11 protein-coding genes are annotated in these 19,540 nt (G+C 67.3%); 3 read left to right on the forward strand and 8 right to left on the reverse strand.

Annotation, left to right across the window (positions count from 1 at the left end; translation table 11 throughout):
* Positions 1-164 precede the first annotated feature (164 nt).
* The 3 genes from D457_RS37660 to D457_RS0100020 form a co-directional block, all read right to left on the reverse strand.
* A complete protein-coding gene (locus D457_RS37660) occupies positions 165-1,094 on the reverse strand; it encodes an N-acetylmuramoyl-L-alanine amidase (RefSeq protein WP_017578594.1) in 930 nt (309 codons plus the stop codon).
* Positions 1,095-1,411: 317 nt separating this feature from the next.
* A complete protein-coding gene (gene galE, locus D457_RS0100015; protein WP_017578595.1) occupies positions 1,412-2,419 on the reverse strand; it encodes a UDP-glucose 4-epimerase GalE in 1,008 nt (335 codons plus the stop codon).
* Positions 2,420-2,492: 73 nt separating this feature from the next.
* Positions 2,493-5,996: a bifunctional glycosyltransferase/CDP-glycerol:glycerophosphate glycerophosphotransferase gene (locus D457_RS0100020; protein ID WP_017578596.1), complete on the reverse strand. Its 3,504-nt coding sequence runs from the start codon at positions 5,994-5,996 to the stop codon at positions 2,493-2,495.
* Between the two features lie 510 nt (positions 5,997-6,506).
* On the opposite strand from D457_RS0100020, the gene D457_RS0100025 reads away from it, so the two are divergent.
* Both D457_RS0100025 and D457_RS31630 read left to right on the forward strand, forming a co-directional pair.
* Entirely contained in the window at positions 6,507-7,907 is a 1,401-nt protein-coding gene (locus D457_RS0100025) for a polysaccharide pyruvyl transferase family protein (protein WP_017578597.1), read from the forward strand.
* Positions 7,908-8,066: 159 nt separating this feature from the next.
* Positions 8,067-9,074: an SGNH hydrolase domain-containing protein gene (locus tag D457_RS31630; protein WP_152514091.1), complete on the forward strand. Its 1,008-nt coding sequence runs from the start codon at positions 8,067-8,069 to the stop codon at positions 9,072-9,074.
* A gap of 102 nt (positions 9,075-9,176) precedes the next feature.
* Here D457_RS31630 and D457_RS0100035 read toward each other — a convergent pair whose 3' ends face one another.
* Genes D457_RS0100035 through D457_RS0100055 form a run of 5 tightly spaced genes read right to left on the reverse strand, consistent with a single transcriptional unit; the run spans position 9,177 to position 16,612 of the window.
* Positions 9,177-10,850 carry a right-handed parallel beta-helix repeat-containing protein gene (locus tag D457_RS0100035; RefSeq protein ID WP_017578599.1) on the reverse strand — a complete coding sequence of 558 codons (1,674 nt, stop codon included), beginning with the start codon at positions 10,848-10,850 and terminating at the stop codon, positions 9,177-9,179.
* Entirely contained in the window at positions 10,850-12,016 is a 1,167-nt protein-coding gene (locus D457_RS0100040; protein WP_017578600.1) for a hypothetical protein, read from the reverse strand. The genes D457_RS0100035 and D457_RS0100040 overlap by 1 nt, the downstream gene beginning before the upstream one ends.
* A gap of 1 nt (position 12,017) precedes the next feature.
* Positions 12,018-13,001, reverse strand: a complete 984-nt coding sequence (locus tag D457_RS0100045) for a hypothetical protein (RefSeq protein WP_017578601.1) — start codon at positions 12,999-13,001, stop codon at positions 12,018-12,020.
* A gap of 54 nt (positions 13,002-13,055) precedes the next feature.
* Entirely contained in the window at positions 13,056-13,919 is an 864-nt protein-coding gene (locus D457_RS0100050; protein ID WP_017578602.1) for a phage distal tail protein, read from the reverse strand.
* Positions 13,919-16,612, reverse strand: coding sequence for a phage tail protein (locus D457_RS0100055; protein WP_017578603.1), 2,694 nt, complete (start codon positions 16,610-16,612; stop codon positions 13,919-13,921). Before D457_RS0100055 ends, D457_RS0100050 begins: the two co-directional genes overlap by 1 nt.
* Positions 16,613-17,409: 797 nt before the next feature.
* Between D457_RS0100055 and D457_RS0100060 the strand changes: the two genes are divergently transcribed.
* The gene (locus D457_RS0100060) at positions 17,410-19,536 is read left to right on the forward strand and encodes an acyltransferase family protein (RefSeq protein WP_051072826.1); all 2,127 of its coding nucleotides are present in this window, start codon (positions 17,410-17,412) and stop codon (positions 19,534-19,536) included.
* Positions 19,537-19,540: the final 4 nt, after the last annotated feature.

A 19,540-nucleotide genomic window follows, 5' to 3' on the forward strand; every position in this document is an offset into this window, starting at 1 on the left:
ATCCGCGTACGCCCACACACTCGCGTTAGCCGTGTTACCCATACTGAACAGATCCCTTCACTGGGTGATCTTCGTGATCTCTTTTTGAAAAGCCCGGGGTTTCAGGCCCCGGACATAGGAAAAGCCCGGTCGATGCCGGGCTTGGTCTTTGTCTTCTTCCTGGTTCAGATCTGCCAGCGCAGCGACTCGGCGCGCGCGAAGGCGATGGTGACCTCGTCCGACGGGGTGTCCGGGAGGAGCACCTCGACGCGGACCTCGGAGCCCGCTGTCAGGTGCCCGTTCCAGGTGTGCATGATGTGGTCGTCCGGTCCGGGGCGGAAGGACTCGACCGGCATGGCGGTCCAGCGCTCGGTCCCCCCGCCCGAGGCGGGCCGGTGGTAGGCCAGCCGGACACGAAGTTCGGCGCCGGGGTCGATGCCCTGCACCCGGAGCGCGACCGAGGTGTTGTACATCGCCGCTCCGAACAGGCAGCCGGGTTCGGCGGGTCGGAGCTGCCAGGCCGAGCCCGTGTGGTGGCGGTTGAAGGTGACCTCGGTCCACTGACCGGGGATCAGTGCCTGCTGGTGTGCGGCGGTGGTGGAGTAGAGGATTCGGTTGGGTACGCTTCCGGCCGCCGGAGGGATGATGTCGGTGGACATACCGCCCTGGGTCCAGGTCCGCAGGTCGATGCCCGGGCAGAGCGTCGACTGCCCGGGCAGGCCGCTGTGCCAGGTCTGGGCGAGGAGGCGCCCGGCCCGGTGGCAGGCGTCGACGTACAGGTCGCGGATGGCGGTCTTGGCGGCCGGGGTGGCGTCACCGTCACTGCCGATGAAGCAGACGCCGATGTGCGAGGTGTTGTTCGGGGCCGCGTGCGCGCCGACGACCAGCCAGCCGCGGCCTTCATAGATGGTTCCTTCCTGGTCGACCAGGAAGTTGTAACCGATGTCGTCCCACCCGCGGTCATCCATGTGGAAGTCCTGGATCTGACGGGGGGTCTGGCTCGGTGGGCCCGCGGAATAGTGCACCGTGAAACCGATGCGCTCGGACCAGTCCGTTGTCGTGGTCGACCTGGGGGAACGGGCTCCCCAGCCGGATCGGCTGACAATGGTGGGCATGTAAGGAAATCTCCTAGGCATGACGAATAGCCGGCCTGTCGAGCCGGTGCGAGAGGAAGAGAAGAGCCGCGGCCGAGGGAATCGGGGCGGCACTGGTTTCCGGGAAACGTCACCGGAAACAGAAAAACCCGGCAGGGCCGGGTTGAGAGCACAACTGTGGTGCTGGAGAAAAGCGTGCCACACTGGCGGCGGTTGGCGCAAGCTCATCCGCGAAAATCATCGAAGAAAAGTGGTTTCCGCAGATCACGCGGGTGCGGAACGGTTGTCTCAGCGGTCCGGGCAGGCCTGTCCGGACCGCTGAGACGCCCCGAAGGGGGTCAGGCGTAGCCGTCGGGGTTGGCCGACTGCCAGCGCCAGGCGTCCGCGCAGGCCTGGGCCACGGTGTGTTCGGCCCGCCAGCCCAACTGGCGGTTGGCCTTCCCGGGGTCGGCGAAGCAGGTGGCGATGTCACCGTCACGACGCGGTCCGACCCGGTAGGGGATGGGATGCCCGCAGGCCTCCTCGAAGTGCCGGACGGCCTCCAGCACCGAGGTACCGGTACCGGTGCCCAGGTTGAAGACCTCCAGGCCCTCCTGGTCGCCCAGGTGGTCGAGCGCGGCCACGTGCCCCCGGGCCAGGTCGACCACGTGCAGGTAGTCCCGCACTCCGGTGCCGTCGGGGGTGTCGTAGTCGTCGCCGAAGACGTTGAGCTCAGGGAGTCTCCCCGCGGCGACCTTGGAGATGTAGGGGAAGAGGTTGTTGGGGATGTCGTTGGGGTCCTCCCCGATCAGCCCGCTGGGGTGGGCCCCGACCGGGTTGAAGTAACGCAGGAGGGTGATCCGCCAGTCCGGGGAGGCGGCCGTCAGGTCCTCCAGGATGCGTTCCCCGAAGAGCTTGGTCGCGCCGTAGGGGTTGGTCACCCGCAGGGCGCTGGGCTCGGCGATCGGCACCGTCTCCGGGTCCCCGTAGACCGTCGCCGAGGAGCTGAACACCAGGTCGCGCACCCCGGCCGCGTCCATGGCCTCGGCGAGGGTGAGCAGGGCGTCCAGGTTGTTGCGGTAGTAGCGCAGGGGCTGGCTCACGGACTCCCCCACGGCCTTGAGCCCGGCGAAGTGCACGACCGCCTCGATGTCGTGTTCGGCGAAGACCCGTTCCACGACCTCGCGGTCGGTGCAGTCCCCCACCACCAGCGGGACCTGCTGGCCGGTGATCTTCTCGACCCGGCGCACCGCCTCGACGCTACTGTTGACCAGGTTGTCGAGGACGACCACCCGGTGTCCTCTGTCCAGCAGTTCCACGGCCGTGTGCGAGCCGATGTACCCGGCCCCGCCAGTCAGCAGAAGCACTGTGTCCGTCCCCTTCTCCGCGGGGCCGGCGCACCGGCGCCGACCCCTCTGATTCGTTCGACCCCGACCCGGGTCAGAGCAGCTTGCCGAAGACCTTCTCCACGACCCGCGCGGCGGCCTTGCCGTCGTCCAGCGGGCAGAACTGCTTGACGAACGCGTCGTAGCGCTCCGCGTGCTCGGCCCGGACCCCGTCGATGCCGCGGATCGACTCGATCACCTCGTCCGAGGTCCGCAGCAGCGGGCCGGGCGCGGTGGTCTCGAAGTCGAAGTAGAACCCGCGCAGGTTGTCCCGGTACTCCTCCAGGTCATAGGTGAAGAAGAGCATCGGACGGCCCGTGTTCGCGAAGTCGAACATCAGCGACGAGTAGTCCGTGACCAGGATGTCCGTCACCAGGAACAGTTCCTGGATCTCCGGATAGGACGAGACGTCGTAGACGAAGTCCTTGCCCACCGTGGGCACCCGGTCCACGATGTTGGGGTGGCGGCGCACCAGCAGTACGTGGTCGTCTCCCAGTTCCTCGTACAGCCGCTGCAGATCCAGGTTCAGGTCCAGCTTGTACTTGCCGGGCCCGTAGAACTTGTTGTCCCGCCAGGTGGGCGCGTACAGCACGACCTTCTTGCCCTCGGGCAGCCCCAACCGCCCCCGCACCCGCTCGGTGAGCGCCTCGCGCTCGGGCCGGTGGAAGATGTCGTTACGGGGGTAGCCGGTCTCCAGGATCTCGCCCTCGAAGCCGAACGCGCTGCGCAGGATCGGTGTCGCCCACGGGCTCGGCGAGACCAGGTAGTCCCACTGGTTCGTCTCGCGCTTGAGCCGCTCGTGGTAGTCCCGGTTGCCGAACTGGACGTCGCTGATGTCGAAGCCGATCCGCTTCAGCATCGATCCGTGCCAGGTCTGCACGATGGTCTGCCCGGGCCGCTTGTCGAACCACACCGGCAGGTGGGCATTGGAGACGATGAACTCGCTCCGGGCCAGTGCCTCGTAGTACTCCCGGCTCGAGACCCGAACCGTGTTCAGCCCCTCGGGCAGCGGCACCTGCAGGTCCCGGACGAGCCAGGACAGGGGCGCGTCCACCCCTCGCTCCCGAAGCTCCTCGCTCATCCCACGGGGGCTGTCGGAGTACTGCTTGCCGGAGTAGGAGTCGAAGAGCACGCCGGGTGTGACGGGCTTGCCGCGCAGCGAAGGATAGGTCTTCTCCCGCAGGAGCTGCTGTGCGTAGGCCCCCTTCTCCTGGGGACGCAGGAACCATCCCACCCGAAGCCAGGGATGCCCCTGGGGGTTGGCCTCGACACTGATATCGAAGTCGTCACCGGGCATGTCCACCGGGATCTGAGACAGCAGGGTGGCGTCCAGGCGCAGGGAGACGTCCTTGAACCGCCCCTGTTCCTCTTCGTTGCGCATGCAGAACTTGTAGCTGCCCGGAGACAGCGGCAGGAGGTTCCCGAAGGTCGGCAGGTCAGCAGGGGAGAACCTCACCTGGAAGCCGGATCCCTGGAACTCGACCGGGAAGAGGTACTCCTCCACCCTTCCCTTCGCGGACAGGAGGAAGGTGGTGCCCTCGGTCTCCCCGTAGTGTTCACCGGACAGGACGAGTTCCCGGTTGTTCCAGGCAACCTCGGTGATCACCGACGGCTGCCGCTCGACCCGCAGGGACAGCTCCCGGTTGTACTCCGTGCTGAGGAGCACGGCGAGGCCGTCGAAGCGGTGGTAGTCAGTGGGGAGGACGCCGCTGTTGGTGATCTCCTTGGTCTTGTCCCCGGCCACGATCTGGGCCCGCCAGCTCTCGGCCTCGATGGCTCCGGGGATCAAGGCACGATCGACGTACCCCTCGGTGATGACGGAAAGGTCGACCTCGGCTTCGAAGGTGCGCCCCCGCACCGACAACGGAAGGGAGATCTCGACGTCACCCGGGGACCGAAGCAGGCGCAGCCTCGCCTCGACTCCCTCCATCGCAGCGGGCAGCTCACCGGTGATGGAGAGCGTGCCGCCGTCGAACCCGTGGCGGGTGAGGCGGACGGGGTCGTGGTCCACGGACAGCTGGAAGGTATGCCCGTCGATCCAGCGGGGACGGACCCACACGTTCGGTTCCACCTCGGCCGGGCCCACGCGCCGCACCTTGGACAGACCGGGGGCTGCGAGGCGCGCGGTCCTACGGTAACCGCGGTTGAACACCGCCAGCTCGATCTGCCAGTCGGAGTCCTGACCGGCGCTGGTCCAGCCGAGGGCCTTGGGGTCGACCGTGATCTCATACCCTCCCCAGTCCTGGCGGGAGGTCGTGGTGCGTGCCGGAAGCCGGAACTCGTTGGCCAGATGGCTGCTGATCGGCAGCCGGACCCGGCGCCCGGTGCGGGTATTCACCGCGACGGCGCGCACGTGCTGCTGAAGCCGTTTGTTGGGGCGGAGGAACTTGAGGCAGACCCGGCCCCGGATAACCAGGCGCCCCTCGGACCAGGTGAGGTCCTCCACCTTCTGGCGCAGCTGGAGCTCGCGGTCGAGCCTGTAGACCGAGCGCGGGACCTTGTGCTCGGGGTCGTCCTTGAAAAGGTAGTCGCCGTAGAAGCGCACCCCGTGGCGCACCGTGCGGGACTGCCGGAACTGCGGGCTCTTGCTGAAGGCGACGGCCTGTTGGAGCAGTTTCCCCTGGCCCTGCCTGATGAAGTGCCACTTGAGCCGTTCGATCGCGGAGAGCTCCCGGAAGACCCGGCCGTCAACGGTTTCCAGGTAGTTCGAGGCGAGCTTCAGGAAACGCTCCACGAACTCGTCGTCGGCCTTGTCCAGGACCTGCACGAAGGCCCGCAGGTCCTGACCAAGAGCCACAGCGTCCCAGTCCCGCTTGTCCTGCGCGCGCATGTTCTCGGTGACGAAGTCGCTGACCGAGGTCACCGCGGTGAAACGGTCCTCCATGGCGTTGGGCCGGAAGCGGTCCTGGGTGATGGACTTGTCGTCGCTGGGACGCTGCCGCCACAGGTAGACGGGCTGGGAGAGGATGTCCACGGATTCGGCGAGGAAGTGCAGCGGAATGGCGACTGCTTCGTCCTCGTAGAGTACGCCCACGGGGAATGACAGCCCGTGCTTGTCCCAGAAGTCCTTGCGCCAGACCTTGTTGGTGGCCAGCCGGTCCACGAGAAGGCTCTTGTCGCGGGTGACGTGGGTCTTCGACCGGCTTTCCCGGAAGATGTCCCGGTGCATGGGTGACTGGCTGATGGACAGCTCGGTCAGCAGGTGCACGTTTCCGCTGGAGAAGTCGGAGCCGCTCTGCCTAAGGCTGTTCATGTGGTAGCCGAAGGCGTAGGGCGGAATGATGTCGTCGCTGTCCACGAAGGTCAGGAACTCACCCCGCGCATGTCTCGTACCCGTGTTGCGGGCGGCGCCCAGGCCGCCGTTCTCCTGCTGGACCAGGCGGAACCGGGGGTCCTGCTCCACGTACCGCGCGGCGATGTCGGCGCTGCTGTCCTTGGAGCCGTCATCCACCATCACGACTTCGAGGTCGGTCCACGACTGCACCTGCAGTGAGCGCAGGCAGGCATCGAGATACCGCTCGACGTTGTAGACGGGGACGATGACGGTGAGGGCTACCACAGACGACTCCAAGGCTTGGCACGTCTACACACACTCAAGGCACAGCGCTGCCGAGGGCACACAACTAGGCCGAGGTGGGAAGGAGATGACGAGTCAGGGATCCCAAGCCTGCTGGTCCGCAGACAACGGACAAACGAAAGGCTAGGACAAGGTATACAAAGTTACTACTGAGGTTAACCCATGACATTGAGGGGCCACACACCTCAGTCCCAACAGAAGCCGCGAACCACGCAAAGCACCGAAGCCGACGCGGATAGAAGCACAAGGTTCACGTGGGATCGATCAAAAATTTCGGCAAAAGATCACACGGATAGAGATCGGGAATTCCCCCGAACGCAAGCCCCCTCCTGGAAAGCCCCGAGCCCCAGACAACACTTTCCGTCACAAGGGAGTGACACCTTGCATTCGCCGAGGTGATGGGGCTACGCGGCTATCATCGTTCCGACTTGTTCCCTTGGCGGCATCGACCTCCTCCAGACACTTTCCCATCCTCCAGCCACCGGAGTCCCCGTGACGAGAATCCTCCTGCGCTCCAGCAAGACGCCCTTCGAGGCGGCGACCACCGAGGAAACGCTCCAACAGAAAATGGGCGGCAAGAACCTCGGCAACCTGGTCTTCAGTGACTCCGCTTACAAGATGCTCCATCTCCCGGGCACCGAGATCGACACGACGGGGTTCCGTACCGCCGTTCCCGAGCCGGAGCAGATCAACGAGGAGTACGACTACTTCGTTCTGCCCTTCGCCAACGCCTTCTCCCCCGGCTTCCACAAGCAGCTCGACTACTGGACCAGCGTCATCGAGAAGGTGACCATTCCGATCATGGTCCTGAGTGTGGGGGCCCAGTCCTCCCTGGACTACGACCTCGACCGCATGCGCCCCCTGGACGAATCGGTCAAGCGCTTCGCCTCGGCCGTCCTGGACAAGGCCCCCTCCATCGGTGTGCGCGGCGAGTTCACCCAGCGCTACCTGAACCACCTCGGTTTCAAGGACGTCGAGGTCATCGGCTGCCCCTCGATGTTCCGCTACGGACGTTCCCTGTCCGTGGAGAAGAAGACCCCGGCCCTGAACACCGACGCCCGCATCGGTATCTCCACCACCAACGGCACCATGGGCGACCTCGGTCAGATCGTCATGGACAACTACGAGCGGTACCCCAACCTGAGGTACATCGCCCAGGACATCCCCGACCTGGAGACCCTCTACTGGGGGGACACTTCCCGGGCCGCGGGCAGGCACAAGGCCATGCCCGCCCTGCGCAGCCACCCCCTCTTCGAGGAGAACCGGGTCCGTCTCCACCTGGACCCCATCACCTGGATGCGTGAACTGCGCGAGTACGACTTCGTCTTCGGTACCCGCATCCACGGCAACATCGTCTCCCTCCTGGCCGGCACCCCCTCGGTCGTGATGTGCCACGACTCACGCACCCTCGAACTCAGCAAGTACTTCGAGATCCCGCACCGCCTGATGACCGAGCCCTCCGAAGAGTTCGACGCCGCCAAGCTCTACGAGCAGGCCGACTACTCGGCACTGGTCAAGGGGCACGATGAGCGCTTCGACCGCATGATGGGTTACGTCGAGAAGCACGGCGTCCCGCACATCTTCCAGCCCGACCAGGACGGCGGTGCCGCGTTCGAGGAGCGCATCAACAGCATCGAGTTCACCCCACCGGTCGAGGCCTGGTCCGACGAGGACGGCGGGATCGGCTACCGCATCGGATGGCTCAAAGAGAGCGTCCGTGACCTCAACCAGCAGTACAAGAAGGCCCAGCGCCAACAGGCTTCGCTCGAGAAGAAGATCGCCCAGATGAACAAGCGCCTGGTCGCCTTGGAGAAAGGGTCCAAGATGAGCGCGTACCGGCGTGTGCGCCGCACCGGTGGGCGTGCCCTGCGCCGTCTCGGCCTGCGCAAGTAGGCCCTGAGCGCCGTCGAGCAAGAGAAGCGTTTCGTCTTCCCGCCCCGGGTCGGGCACGTGACACGTGCCTGGCCCGGGGCAGCTTTGCGGCCGTCCACCCACACCGTGTTCTCCAAGACCCGAGGCCCTTTCTGTGGCCTTGTGCCCATCCAGGGCCCCGTGCGCGACGTGATTCGCAGCCCGGTGATCCCCACCGGCAAGAAACGCCGCGACGACATCGAGGGACTGCGTGCGGTCGCGACACTGCTCATCGCGGGCTCCCTCTGGAGCGGCGTCATCGAACGCGACCGGCAGCGACAGCTCAAGCTGATAGCGGACTTGACGGCTTGCCCGGGAGCCGTGGTCCATCTCAGCACAGAACTGACCGACGCCCTGCCGGACCTGCCGGTCCGACCCGACACAGCCACCACCATGAAGGACACGGTGGTGCTGACGCGTGACTGCAACGCCGTCGCCGTGGACACCGAGCTGTTCAGGTGCGACCGCGGGTCCCCCGATGCCGAACACACGATCGCCCTGGTGGGCAGCTCACACGCGCGGCACTGGTACCACGCCCTGGAGGCCCTGAGCGAGAAGCACGGTTGGCACCTGGTCACCATGACCAAGAACGCCTGCCAGTTCAGTGCGGAGGACCACCTACGGGTGAACGGCAACCCGTTCTGGGAATGCGACGAGTGGAACGCCGAGGCCATGGCGGAGATCGTGGATCTCCAACCCGACGCCGTGTTCACTCTGGGCACCCTCACCAGGGCGGAAGACGACACCTCGGAGCGCGTGCCGGACGGGTTCGTGGAACGGTGGCGGGAGCTCGATGCACTGGGCATCGACGTGATCGCGGTACGCGACACGCCCCGGTTCTCCTTCTCGGTCCCCGCCTGTGCGGACCAGAACGAACCCGACACGTGCACCGAGGAGAAGGCGAAGTCGATGTCGGAGACCCCGCCCTACGCCGAACGCTCCAACCAGCCGGGCAACACGGCCTTCCTCGACATGACCGACTACCTGTGCCCGGACGGTGTCTGCTCCGGGGTCATCGGAAACCAGCTGGTCTTCTATGACTCAAGTCATTTCACCTACACCTTCTCGGAGTCCCTGGCCGTCCCCATGGAGCCCCACCTCCTGGAGGCCCTGGGACTCCCGCCGGGTGAGACCGTCACCGGGCGGTGACGGCACACACGAAAACGGCTCCGCGCCCCTGTGGGACGCGGAGCCGTTCCGGTGTGTTCATGCCTGCTCAACGTGCTCGCGGTGCCTGCGGCGTCCGCCGGATCAGACCAGGTCGCCGGGGTCCGTGACGGAGTCGGGGGAGGCGTCGTCCAGACCGTCCGAGCCGCGCAGGTCGTTGCCGTGGCGCACGACCTCCCGGCAGGTGTTGGTGATGGAGAGCCCTTCCGAACCGCTGACCACGCGGTTTCCCGTGAAGGAGAAGCCGGTGGTCCCCGTGCTGACCCGCACGCCGTAGTGGTCGGCCCCGCCGACCTGGTTGTCACTGACCTTGATCCGTCGGCCTGACTGCACGTGCAGGCCGTTGTGGCCGATCCCACGCAGGGAGTTCGCGGACACCACGGCGTCCTCGGCCCCGATCAGGTACAGGCCGGTGCTGCCGGTGTCGACGAACGTGTTCGCGCTCACGGACATGCCCGCGACCCCCTCGACGCGGACCGCGGACAGGGAGGTCCCGGTCAGCAGGTTGGCCGAGCAGACCAGACCCCGTACCCGGCGGCCCTCGAACCCGTAGGAGGTGCTGCCGTTGACAGTGTTTCCGGTGAGGCTGACGTTGTCGATCCAGCCCCCGTTCGGATACCCCTCGAGCCGCACCGCCGAGTGTGACCCGGCCCCGGTGAAGGTGTTCCCGCTGATGGTGACGTCCGAGACCGGCTGGGAGCGCCCGGTCGGATCGCCCCACCCCGGCGGGCGGGTGTCGTTGGCCTTGGTGTCGATGATGGCGGCCACCGCGACCCCGCCAGAGCAGTTCAGGAAGGTGTTTCCCTGAACCGTCACCCGGTCCCAGACGTAGGCGTGTACCCCCTCCCTTGTGCAGTCCTCGAAGTGACAACCCAGGATCCGCACGTCGCTGTGGGTGCGGCCCAGGGTGGCGGCGTGGGAGCCGATCCCGCGCGGCCAGGGGCCAACGCCCGGAGTGTCGGATCCGGTGAAGGAACAGCCGGAGAACGTCACGTCGGCACAGGGGGTGTCGTCGTAGGGCCCGAACTCCCCGAAGTAGGCGCTGGCCTTGGCCAGGTCCAGCTGGACCCCCTCCGTGAAGGAGCGGCTGCCCTCCGGATCGGCGACACCGGCGCAGCGCAGGTTCACCACCCGGGCGTGCCGGACCGCGTTGAGTTCGAGCGCGTGGTAACCGGGGACATCACGGATCACCGTGTCGCGCACGGTGATCCCGGTGGCGTGCCCGAAGGAGAGGATGTTGTTGTACCTGGGCACCCCGACCGCGTTGCCGTCCCACACACCTCCTTCCACCAGGATGTTCCCGTGCCCGCTGTAGCCGGGCAGGTTCTGGCCCTGATCCCCGTTGGTGAGCAGGGTGCGTCCCCCGTCGCGGCGCACGACCGCGTCCGGGGCCAGCACCAGCCGGGTGTTCCGGTAGATCCGCAACGGCGGGTTCTGCACCGAGTAGGTGCCGCCCGGCAGGTAGACGGTTCCCCCGCCGTTGTCCCGCGCGTGGGACAGGGCGGCCTGGAGGGCCGCCGTGTCGTCACTGGTCCCGTCGCCGACGGCACCGAAGGAGCGCACGTCGTGAACCCCGGTGAGCACGCTCTCCGAGGGCATGAAGTGCGCGGGCAGCCTCCCGTCCTCGTCGAGTCGGGCCAGACTGCCGGGTCGGGTCAGGGGACCGCGCCGTTGGGACGAGGTGTAGGTGGCCCGTACTTTTCTGCGCAGACCGGCCCACTCAGTGGCCAGGTCGGGTGGGTAGCTGGGTAGCGGCATCAGTCCGTGCCCTCCGTTCCGGGTTCGGTGTCGGTGGGTTCCTCAAAGATCAGCGTCGCCGTGTCCTGCCCCTGGCCGCGGGTGGCCGGGGTGACCTCCACCCCGATCACCCGCCAGCTGTTCGAGAAGGTGGGGCGCCCGTTGACCAGCGGAAACCAGTCGTTGACCAGGGTGAGCCGGGCCCGGTCCCCCAGGTGGTCCGGGGTGAACGTGCTCTGCTCGTCCAGTCGGACCGTCACCTGCGGGAACCGCACCGCGCCCGAGGAACGGCGGGCCCACCAGCGGGCGTGGTCGTCCAGGGTGTCCCGGTCGGTGATCCCCGGAGCGTCCACTGTGCGGTCCAGGAGCGGCCAGCCGTTCTCGGCGAAGCGGGGGTCGGCCCAGATCCGCGACAGGACCTGCTCCGCCTCCTCCTCGGGGTCGGTTTCGGGCGCGTCTCCGCGAGCCTGCCAGGAGGTCGCCGCGTCCGTGGCGTCGGCCGGGTAACTCCAGCCCAGGACGTTGCCGGGCTGGGTGAACACGTGCTCGGTCTGGGTACTTCCCAGCCGCTGCGCGACCACGAACTCACGGATCCGTTCGCCCCCGCGCACCACCGTGCGCACCATCCACTCGGGCCCCTCCTCGTGTGAGGACAGGTCCTCCAGGGCGTCCCCGTAGGTGAGTGCCTCCGAGGCGAGGTAGACGGCGTCGCGCACCACCCCTGAGTTCCGGGCGTCGGCGGGGACCAGACCGATCGGCCGGGACGCCTCCATCCGCTGAACCAGGGTGCGCGCGATCCGTAGCTGATCGACGCCGGCGAAGCTGGTGTCGGAGCGGATCTCGCGGTGGTGCAGGTAGCTCTCCAGGGAGGCGCCGTTCAGGTCCACGGTGACCCTGCCCTGGGCGTCGGCCTTGGGCTCGGCGGACCAGATCAGGTAGGTGCCCCAGATGCGGTCGCCCCGCCAGACGTGCACGACGGTGCGACCCGGCCCGCTGGTCAGGTCGTTGTCGCGGCGACCGGCCACCTTGGCGACCTTGTCGGCCACCTCGGGGCTGGTGACCGGGACCGAACCGCTGAACGCGCCCGCCTGGCAGATCCTGCGGTCGAAGCGGACCCCGCCGAGGTCGAGTTCGGCGATGGGGCGGTCGGTGACCAGGTCGCAGAACTGGTAGCGGTAGAAGGACATGTCAGGTCCCCACCGCCGTCCAGGTCACCGTGTGCGTGCCAGTGTCCGAGCGTGCGCTGTAGATGGTGAACCCCTCGTCGCTGTCGTCCAGGAAGGAGGCGATCATGGCCGTTCCCGGGTACGCCGAACGAACGGCAACGGTGATGGTCGGCGTACTGGAGAAGAACCCGGAGGGGAAGGTCACCCGTTGGGTACCGCGCCGGAACACGCCGTTGTACAGCCGGTGCGTATGGTCCACGTCATGTGTGATCCTCACCCCGCCGTGCAGGATCTTCGGCACCCCGAGCGGCTCGTAGCGGTTGTCCAGGGCCGCGTCGGCCGCGGGCCCGGCGACCGGACGCCAGTCCCCCGCGTCCCGTATGTACAGGTCACGGGTGGCGCCGACGTGCACGATGGTGCCGTCGCGGACGTCGCCCATCCGGTTGCGCGCGGACACGCTCGGCACACTGACCACTCCGCCCGCCGAGGATGTGTAGTCGCGCAGGTCCCGGATGTTGCCGGGGAGTGAGGCACCCGGCTGACTGGGCCAGTTGATCCCGTCGGTGCCCGTACTGGCGCCCTGGGACACGACGATCTCGAACAGGGGCAGGTAGGTCTCGTCCTCCTCGGTGTCGACCACCCGGATCTCGGCCAGCACCTCGTCGGAGTCGTCGTAGAGGTCGTCCTTGACCACGACGCCGACCACATCGGTGCGGCTGCCCGAGGTCGGGCCGTCCTCCAGCCGGATGTCGACGTCCTCGGTGCTGACCACCAGGTAGCTGCCCTGGAGCGGGGAGGAGCGGCCGGTCACGGCCGCGGAGAAGGGTCTGATGGTCGCCGTCATCCCGGAGCCGCTCAGGTCGGCGGCTCCGGGGGCGTACATGAGGCCGCCGCGCCGGTGCAGGGGCCAGGGGTCGTCGGCCGCCCCGAGCAGCGAGCCGATGAGCAGTCGGTGGTCCTCCGCCGAGGTCTCCCCGGAGCGGAGGGCGAGGGTGCGAACGGACATGGTTCTCCTTCGGTGATGGTGTTCGTGGATGCGGAGTCGGGGTGCGCCCCCGGATCAGATGTGGGCGTCGTTCCAGACGACGCTGGCGCCCGCGCCGTGCCCCGAGGTCTCGGGGCGGAAGTGGACCGGGTTGGAGCCGGGCTCCAGGGTCCAGTGCTCGGGCGGGACCGACACTGTGCTCAGGGTGTGGAAACCGTCGTTGCTGTTGACGGTGACCGTGCCCCGCTCGCAGTCGACGACCAGGGTGTCGGTCTCGGCCAGGGCCAGGTGGAACTCCAGGGTCCGGCCGGTGTTCCGGTTGATCAGCCGGGGTCGGGCGCAGGGGCCGGTGATCGTGACGACCGGGTGGGTGGCGGTGTCGCCGCCGTTGGTGAGGACCGCCGACCCTCCCCGCGCCGGTTCTCCGTAGTCGAGCGGGTACTCCAGCGGATACTCCAGGCCGTCATCGCTGGGGCGGGGCGCGTTGATCTGGGTGGCCCGGCCGCGCCCGTACCGGCGGGGATCGGGACAGGTCCACTGCACGACCACGGTGGGCCGGGCCGCCTGGTAACCGGGGCCGCCGGGGATGGACCTGGCGCTGACCTGCCCGTGGGCGGTGAGCGTCTGCCCGCCGACCCGGATGCTGAGCGGGTGTTGCCGGGCGTCCCCGGACAGGGTCAGGGCCCGGCGCAACGGGGTGAGCACGGCGGACATCGCTTGGAGGTTCCGTGCACTGGTCAGTACCCCGGTGGCGGTGACGAACCGCTGTCCCGCCAGGGCCCGGCCGGGCCAGGCGCCGTGGCGTGAGGGGCGCTCGACGTTCCCGCTCTCCACCTCGGGCAGGTCGTCCCAGCCCTGGAGGTCGACCAGGGCCAGGTCACGGCCGTCGAACAGCAGGCGGTCCCGCCAGCGGATCTGGCCTTCGGTCAGGTCACTCATCACATACCTCTCGATCGCATCAGGAACATCAGTCGCTCCCCCACCTCGTGCGGGGACATCCGTTCGGTCGCCTCGAAGTGCTCGATGTGCACCGCGGGGGTTCCCGGCGAGAGGGGGGACGTCGACCGGGAGACCGCGTGGCGGCGGACCTCCGGGGAGGGCGGGACGATGCGGCTGCTGATCTCGCCGGTGACGTTCCCGAGCTGTCCGCGCAGGTTGGGCAGCTTGTCGTCGATACCGCCCATCAGGCCGTCCATGATCATCCGACCCGCCGGGGTCAACAGGCGCCGGTCCACCCGACGCGGCCCCTTCCAGTCCGGAATCATCCCGGTGACCTTGGAGAACTGGTCCTTGAGCGAACCGATCATGTTCTTCACACCGTCGATCAGACCGGTGATGATGTTCTTACCGGCCTGGAGCAGGAAGGTCTTGGCGTTGGAGAACGCCTCCTTGACCTTGTTCGGGATGTCCTTGATCGTGCTCATCAGACCGTCGATCCGGTCCCGCACCCGGTCCCGCATGGCCGAGAACGCCTCCACCGCCCGATCACGGGCACCCGTGAAGGTGCTCACGATCCGCTCCCGGATCGCGGTCACGATCGCCACCGCCCGATCACGCAAAGCGCTCACGATCGCCACAACCCGCTCCCGGACCGCCGTGAAGATCTCCTGAGCACGCGTGCGCACCGCCGTGAAGATCTCCACCACCCGGTCACGGAACGAGGCGACCCGGTCCACCACCCACTGCACGGCCGAACCCACCAGAGCCAGGATCGAGTCCCAGGCCCCCGAGATCAGGTCCGTCACCCACGTCCAGGCGGCCTCGACCGCCGAGGTGATGGAATCCCAGATCCCACTCAGGAAGTCCGCGATCCCCTGCGCCCCCCCGGTGATCGTCTCGATGATCGAGTCCCACACCTGAGTGGTCTTCCCCACCAGCCAGTCCCAGACCTGCCCGATGACCTCCTTGATCTCGTCCCAGTAGGTGAACAGGATGACGAACGGGTGGTGGGCGATGATCGCCTTGATCCACTCCCAGGCGGTCTCGATCAGACCGACCAGACCGTCCCAGAACTCCTGGGCCTTCTCCTTCAGCGCCTCCCACATCCCGGGAAGGGTCTCGGTGAAGAAGCCCATGACGTCCTCGGCGATGTCCTTGACGAAGGAGAACACCGCGTCCACGACCTCCCGGAACGTCTCACTGTTGTTGTAGGCGTAGACCAGACCCGCGGCCAGAGCGGCCAGGGCTGTCACGATCAACCCGATCGGGTTGGCGCGCATCACCGTGTTCAGCACCTTCTGGGCGGCGGCCAGGCCCTTCTTGCCCACCGCGGCGACTTTGCTCGCCGCGCCGGCCATCGTGAGGTTCCGGGAGAACCCGGAGGCGCTGGAGCCCGCCGAGCGGAACCCGGAGGCCATGTTGCGCAGGGCGTCGGTCCCCGCGGAGAAGCCCTTGGAGACCACCGGACCGGCCGTGTCCACCAGCTTCCCGGCCAGGGCGCGGCCGATCTGCTCACCCGCGTCCGGCAGCGTGGCGCTCAGGGTCTCGCCCACCTGGGAGCCGAACTGCTGTACCGCCGGGGGCATGTTGGAGAGCCCCGACTCGATCATCTCGTTGGCCTTGCTGGCCAGTTTCTCGCCGCCCTGGCGGCCGGCGTCGGCCGCGCCCTCGGTGACCTTGTCGACCAGGAGCTTTCCGGCCTTGCCCCCCAGGTTGTCCACGATGTCGGGCAGGGCGTCCAGGCCGTCGCCGATCAGTCCCATCGCGGTGTCGCTGAGCTTGGAACCCAGCTCGGAGCCACCGCTGAGCCCGATCGAGGGCATCTCACCCTTGAACAGACTGCCCATGGTGGAAGTAACCCCGTCGATGATCCCCGGCAGACCCTCCACACCGCTCTCGATCAGCGACACGGCACCGTCGGCGACCTTGGAGCCCAGCTCCTCACCGGCCTTGGCCCCGTACCCGGGCAGGGTCTCACTGAGGAAGTCCCCCGCCCGCTGCCCCAGAGCCTGAACCGAAGGAGGCATCCCCGACAGGCCCTGCGTGATCAGGTCATTGGCACCATCAGCCAGCTTGGTGCCCAGCTCACGACCCGCGTCAGCACCGGCCTCCGGCAGCTTCTCCTGCAGAATCTGCCCCGCCTGGTCCCCCAGGTTCGACACCACACCGGGCAACTGCTGCATCCCCGACTCGAACAGCCCGGTGGCGGCGCTGCTCAACCGCGAGCCCAGCTCCTGCCCGGCCTGCGCACCGGCCTGGGGCAGCGTGGTGGTCAGGAAGTTCGCGGCCTGGGAGGCCGCTTCCGAACCGGCCTGGGGCAGCGTGCTCGTCAGGAAACCGGCGGCCTGGGAGGCGGCACCGCTCGCGGCCGAGGGCAGCCCGTTGAACATCGCCTGCACGCTCGGCGAGACCCCGTTGATCAGCGTCGAGCCCAGCTCGGCGCCCACCCGCTCGCCCGCCCCCACGATCGAGGAGCTCAGTGTGGACCCGACCTGGTCTCCCAGGGCCTGCACCGCGGGCGGGGTGCCTGATAACGCCGAGGAGATCTGCCCGGTCACCGCGTTCGCGAACTGTGTACTGACCTCGTTGCCCGCCTGCTGGCCCACCTTGGGCAGCGTGGCCAGATCCTTCTCCACCTCCTTGCGGATCTGGTTACCGATGCTCTGAAACTCCGGAATAAGGTCAACACGCACAGAAACAGCACCGGACATCACTCACCTCTTCTTCGCTGTAGACATGGCTGGGCCCTGTGACCAGGAAGAAGGCAGAAACGACGCGAAAGCCGCCGGTCAGCACCGAAGAGAACGTCTCAGACGTCGAGGGGTGATCGGGGCAGGCGAGCGCGGGGCCCTGTGGGGTGGCTCAAGCCACCCGTGAGCGCGGCGCTACAGCGTCGGACTGGGGTGACAGGGCCCCGGAAACACGAAAACCCGGCTCTGGGCCGGGTTGAACACACCTGTGGTGCTGTGAGAGAGCGTGCCACAGGTTGAGGGTGCTGCGCAAGCCCCTCCCAGAATCACCTCGAAGACCGGCCGCGCTGCGATTCGGGCCCGCGCCTGAGGCTACGCACTGACCGAAAAGAAGAAAAGCCGAAAATGAAAACCCAGGTCTATTTTGGATGGGTAACTCCACAAATATTTCCCGACCCTCGATGATCTTCAACAAGACAAAAACCGTCAAACGCCACAAGGCACCCTGGAGAGACTCTCACCAGGGACAACTCATATTGTGACGCAAGACACTTCAACCCTCCGGTATTGCTACATATCCACACAGATTTCATCTCGACTCGACAACATGGGCGCTGCTCGGAGTGGAGCGGTGGCCCTGTTGCCGATACTGGACCAGCAGGGTGCCCTCTGAGGCGTCGCCACACCCTTCCGGCGCACAGCACGAGCCGCTCGATCCGGTCGGCCCCTGCCTTCACCTCCTCCGAGCCCGAGGCTGACCTGTGCCCGTTCCTGCCCTGAACCGTGTCTCCGACGCCGTCATGCCGTCCGTGACCGCACCGAAGAACCGTCGCCGTCCCGACATCGAAGGGCTGCGTGCCGTCGCCGCCCTGCTGATCGCCGTCTACCACATCTGGTTCGGCACGGTCTCCGGTGGCGTCGACGTCTTCCTGCTGCTCACCGGATTCCTCATCACCGGGTCCCTGGTCCGGGCGATGGAGCGCGAGGGGCGCATCGACTTCGCGGCGTTCTGGACCAAGCTCGTCAAACGGCTGTTCCCGGCGGGCGCGGTCGTGCTCGGCGCCGTCCTGGTGATGACCTACCTGTTCTTCCCCCGTTCGCAGTGGATGGCGGTCATCGACGACGTGCGGGCGTCGGTGCTCTACTACGGGAACTGGCACCTGGCGCTGGGGGCGGTCGACTACATGGCGGAGAACGCCGCGGCCAGCCCCGTCCAGCACTTCTGGTCCCTGGCCGTCCAGGGGCAGTTCTACCTGCTGTGGCCGATCCTGATCACCGTCACCGGGTTGGTCGCCGTCTGGCTGGGAGCGCGAGTGCGCCGCGCCGCGCTGGTGTCCGTGGGCTCGGTGTTCACGGTCTCCTTCGGCTACTCGCTGTGGATCACCTCCACCGACCCGGTGTGGGCCTACTTCGACACCGGTGCCCGCCTGTGGGAACTGGCCCTGGGCGGTCTGCTCGCGCTGGTCGTGCACCGGGTGAACCTGCCGGGCCGGCTGCGTCTGGCCGCCGGGTGGATCGGTCTGGTGGCGCTGATCATGTGCGGGTTCGTGATCGGCGACTCCCTGCCCTATCCGGGGTACGCCTCGCTGTGGCCGACCCTGGCCGCCCTGCTGATCATCCTCGCGGGCGCGGGCGAGGCGGAGAACAGCCGCTTCTCCGCGAACCGCCTCCTGGGCCTGCGCCCACTGACCTGGCTGGGCGGGCACGCCTACACGCTGTTCCTGTGGCACTGGCCGGTGCTGATCGTCTACCTGGAGCTGACCGACCGGGTCAAGCCGTCGCTGAGCGGCGGTTTCCTGGTGCTGGGCGCCTCGTTCGCGGCGGCTCTGGGCACCAGCTGGGTGATCGACGGCGGGGTCGACAGGGTCACCCGCAGACTGCGTACCCCCAGCTGGTCGCTGGCGGCCGGGATCATCTTCATCATCCCCGTGCTGGTGGCGGGCGCCCTGTGGGGCCAGTCCATCGAGCGCGACCGGCAGCTGCGCACCGAGCTCAGCTCCAACCCGCTCGCCTACCCGGGCGCCGCCGTCCACCTGGACCAGGACCTGGCCGAGAATCTGCCCGCCCTGCCGGTCTACCCGGACACGACCACGGCCGCCCGGGACACCGTCGACCAGACCCGCGAGTGCAATGCGCTGGTCGATCAGTCCGAAGTCATCACCTGTGAGTTCGGGGACCTCGAATCGGACTACACGATCGCTCTGGTGGGCAGCTCACACGTGCGGCACTGGTTTCAGGCGCTCGAGACCCTGGCCGACCAACACGGGTGGCGCCTGGTCACGATGACCAAGAACGCCTGCCAGTTCAGTCCCGAGACCCAGTACACGCGTAACGGCAACGAGTTCGCGTCGTGCTCAGCCTGGAACGAGAAGGTGATGGAGGAACTCACCGAACTGCGCCCCGACACGGTCTTCGGTCTCGCCACACTCACCAGGAAGGGCTCGGGCGCCGAGGAATACGTCCCCGAGGGGTTCGTGGAGCGCTGGCACCAGCTCGACGAAATGGGCATCGACGTCGTCGCGGTCCGGGATACCCCCCGGTTCTCCTTCAACGTCCCCGAGTGCACCGACCGCAACGCCCCCGAGGAGTGCTCGGAAGCGCAGGCCAACTCGATGGCGGAGCGGGCCCCTTTCAAGGACCTCACCGACCTCCCGCACAACACCCGGTTCCTGGACCTGACCGACTACCTGTGCCAGGACGACGTCTGCCACGGTGTGATCGGGAACCAACTGGTCTTCTACGACAACAACCACTTCTCCTACGCGTTCTCCCAGTCCCTGGCCATGGTCATGGAGCCCTACCTGCTGGAAGCGATCGGGCACACCCTGCCCGAGGACGATCTCACCCTGTTCGACATCGCGATGTCCGGCCAGGAGAACGAGCTGGTCCCTGCCGCCTCCGAGGAGAGGGACGACTCCACTCTCTGATCCG

Source organism: Nocardiopsis valliformis DSM 45023 (genome assembly GCF_000340985.1).
GTDB classification, from domain to species: domain Bacteria; phylum Actinomycetota; class Actinomycetes; order Streptosporangiales; family Streptosporangiaceae; genus Nocardiopsis; species Nocardiopsis exhalans.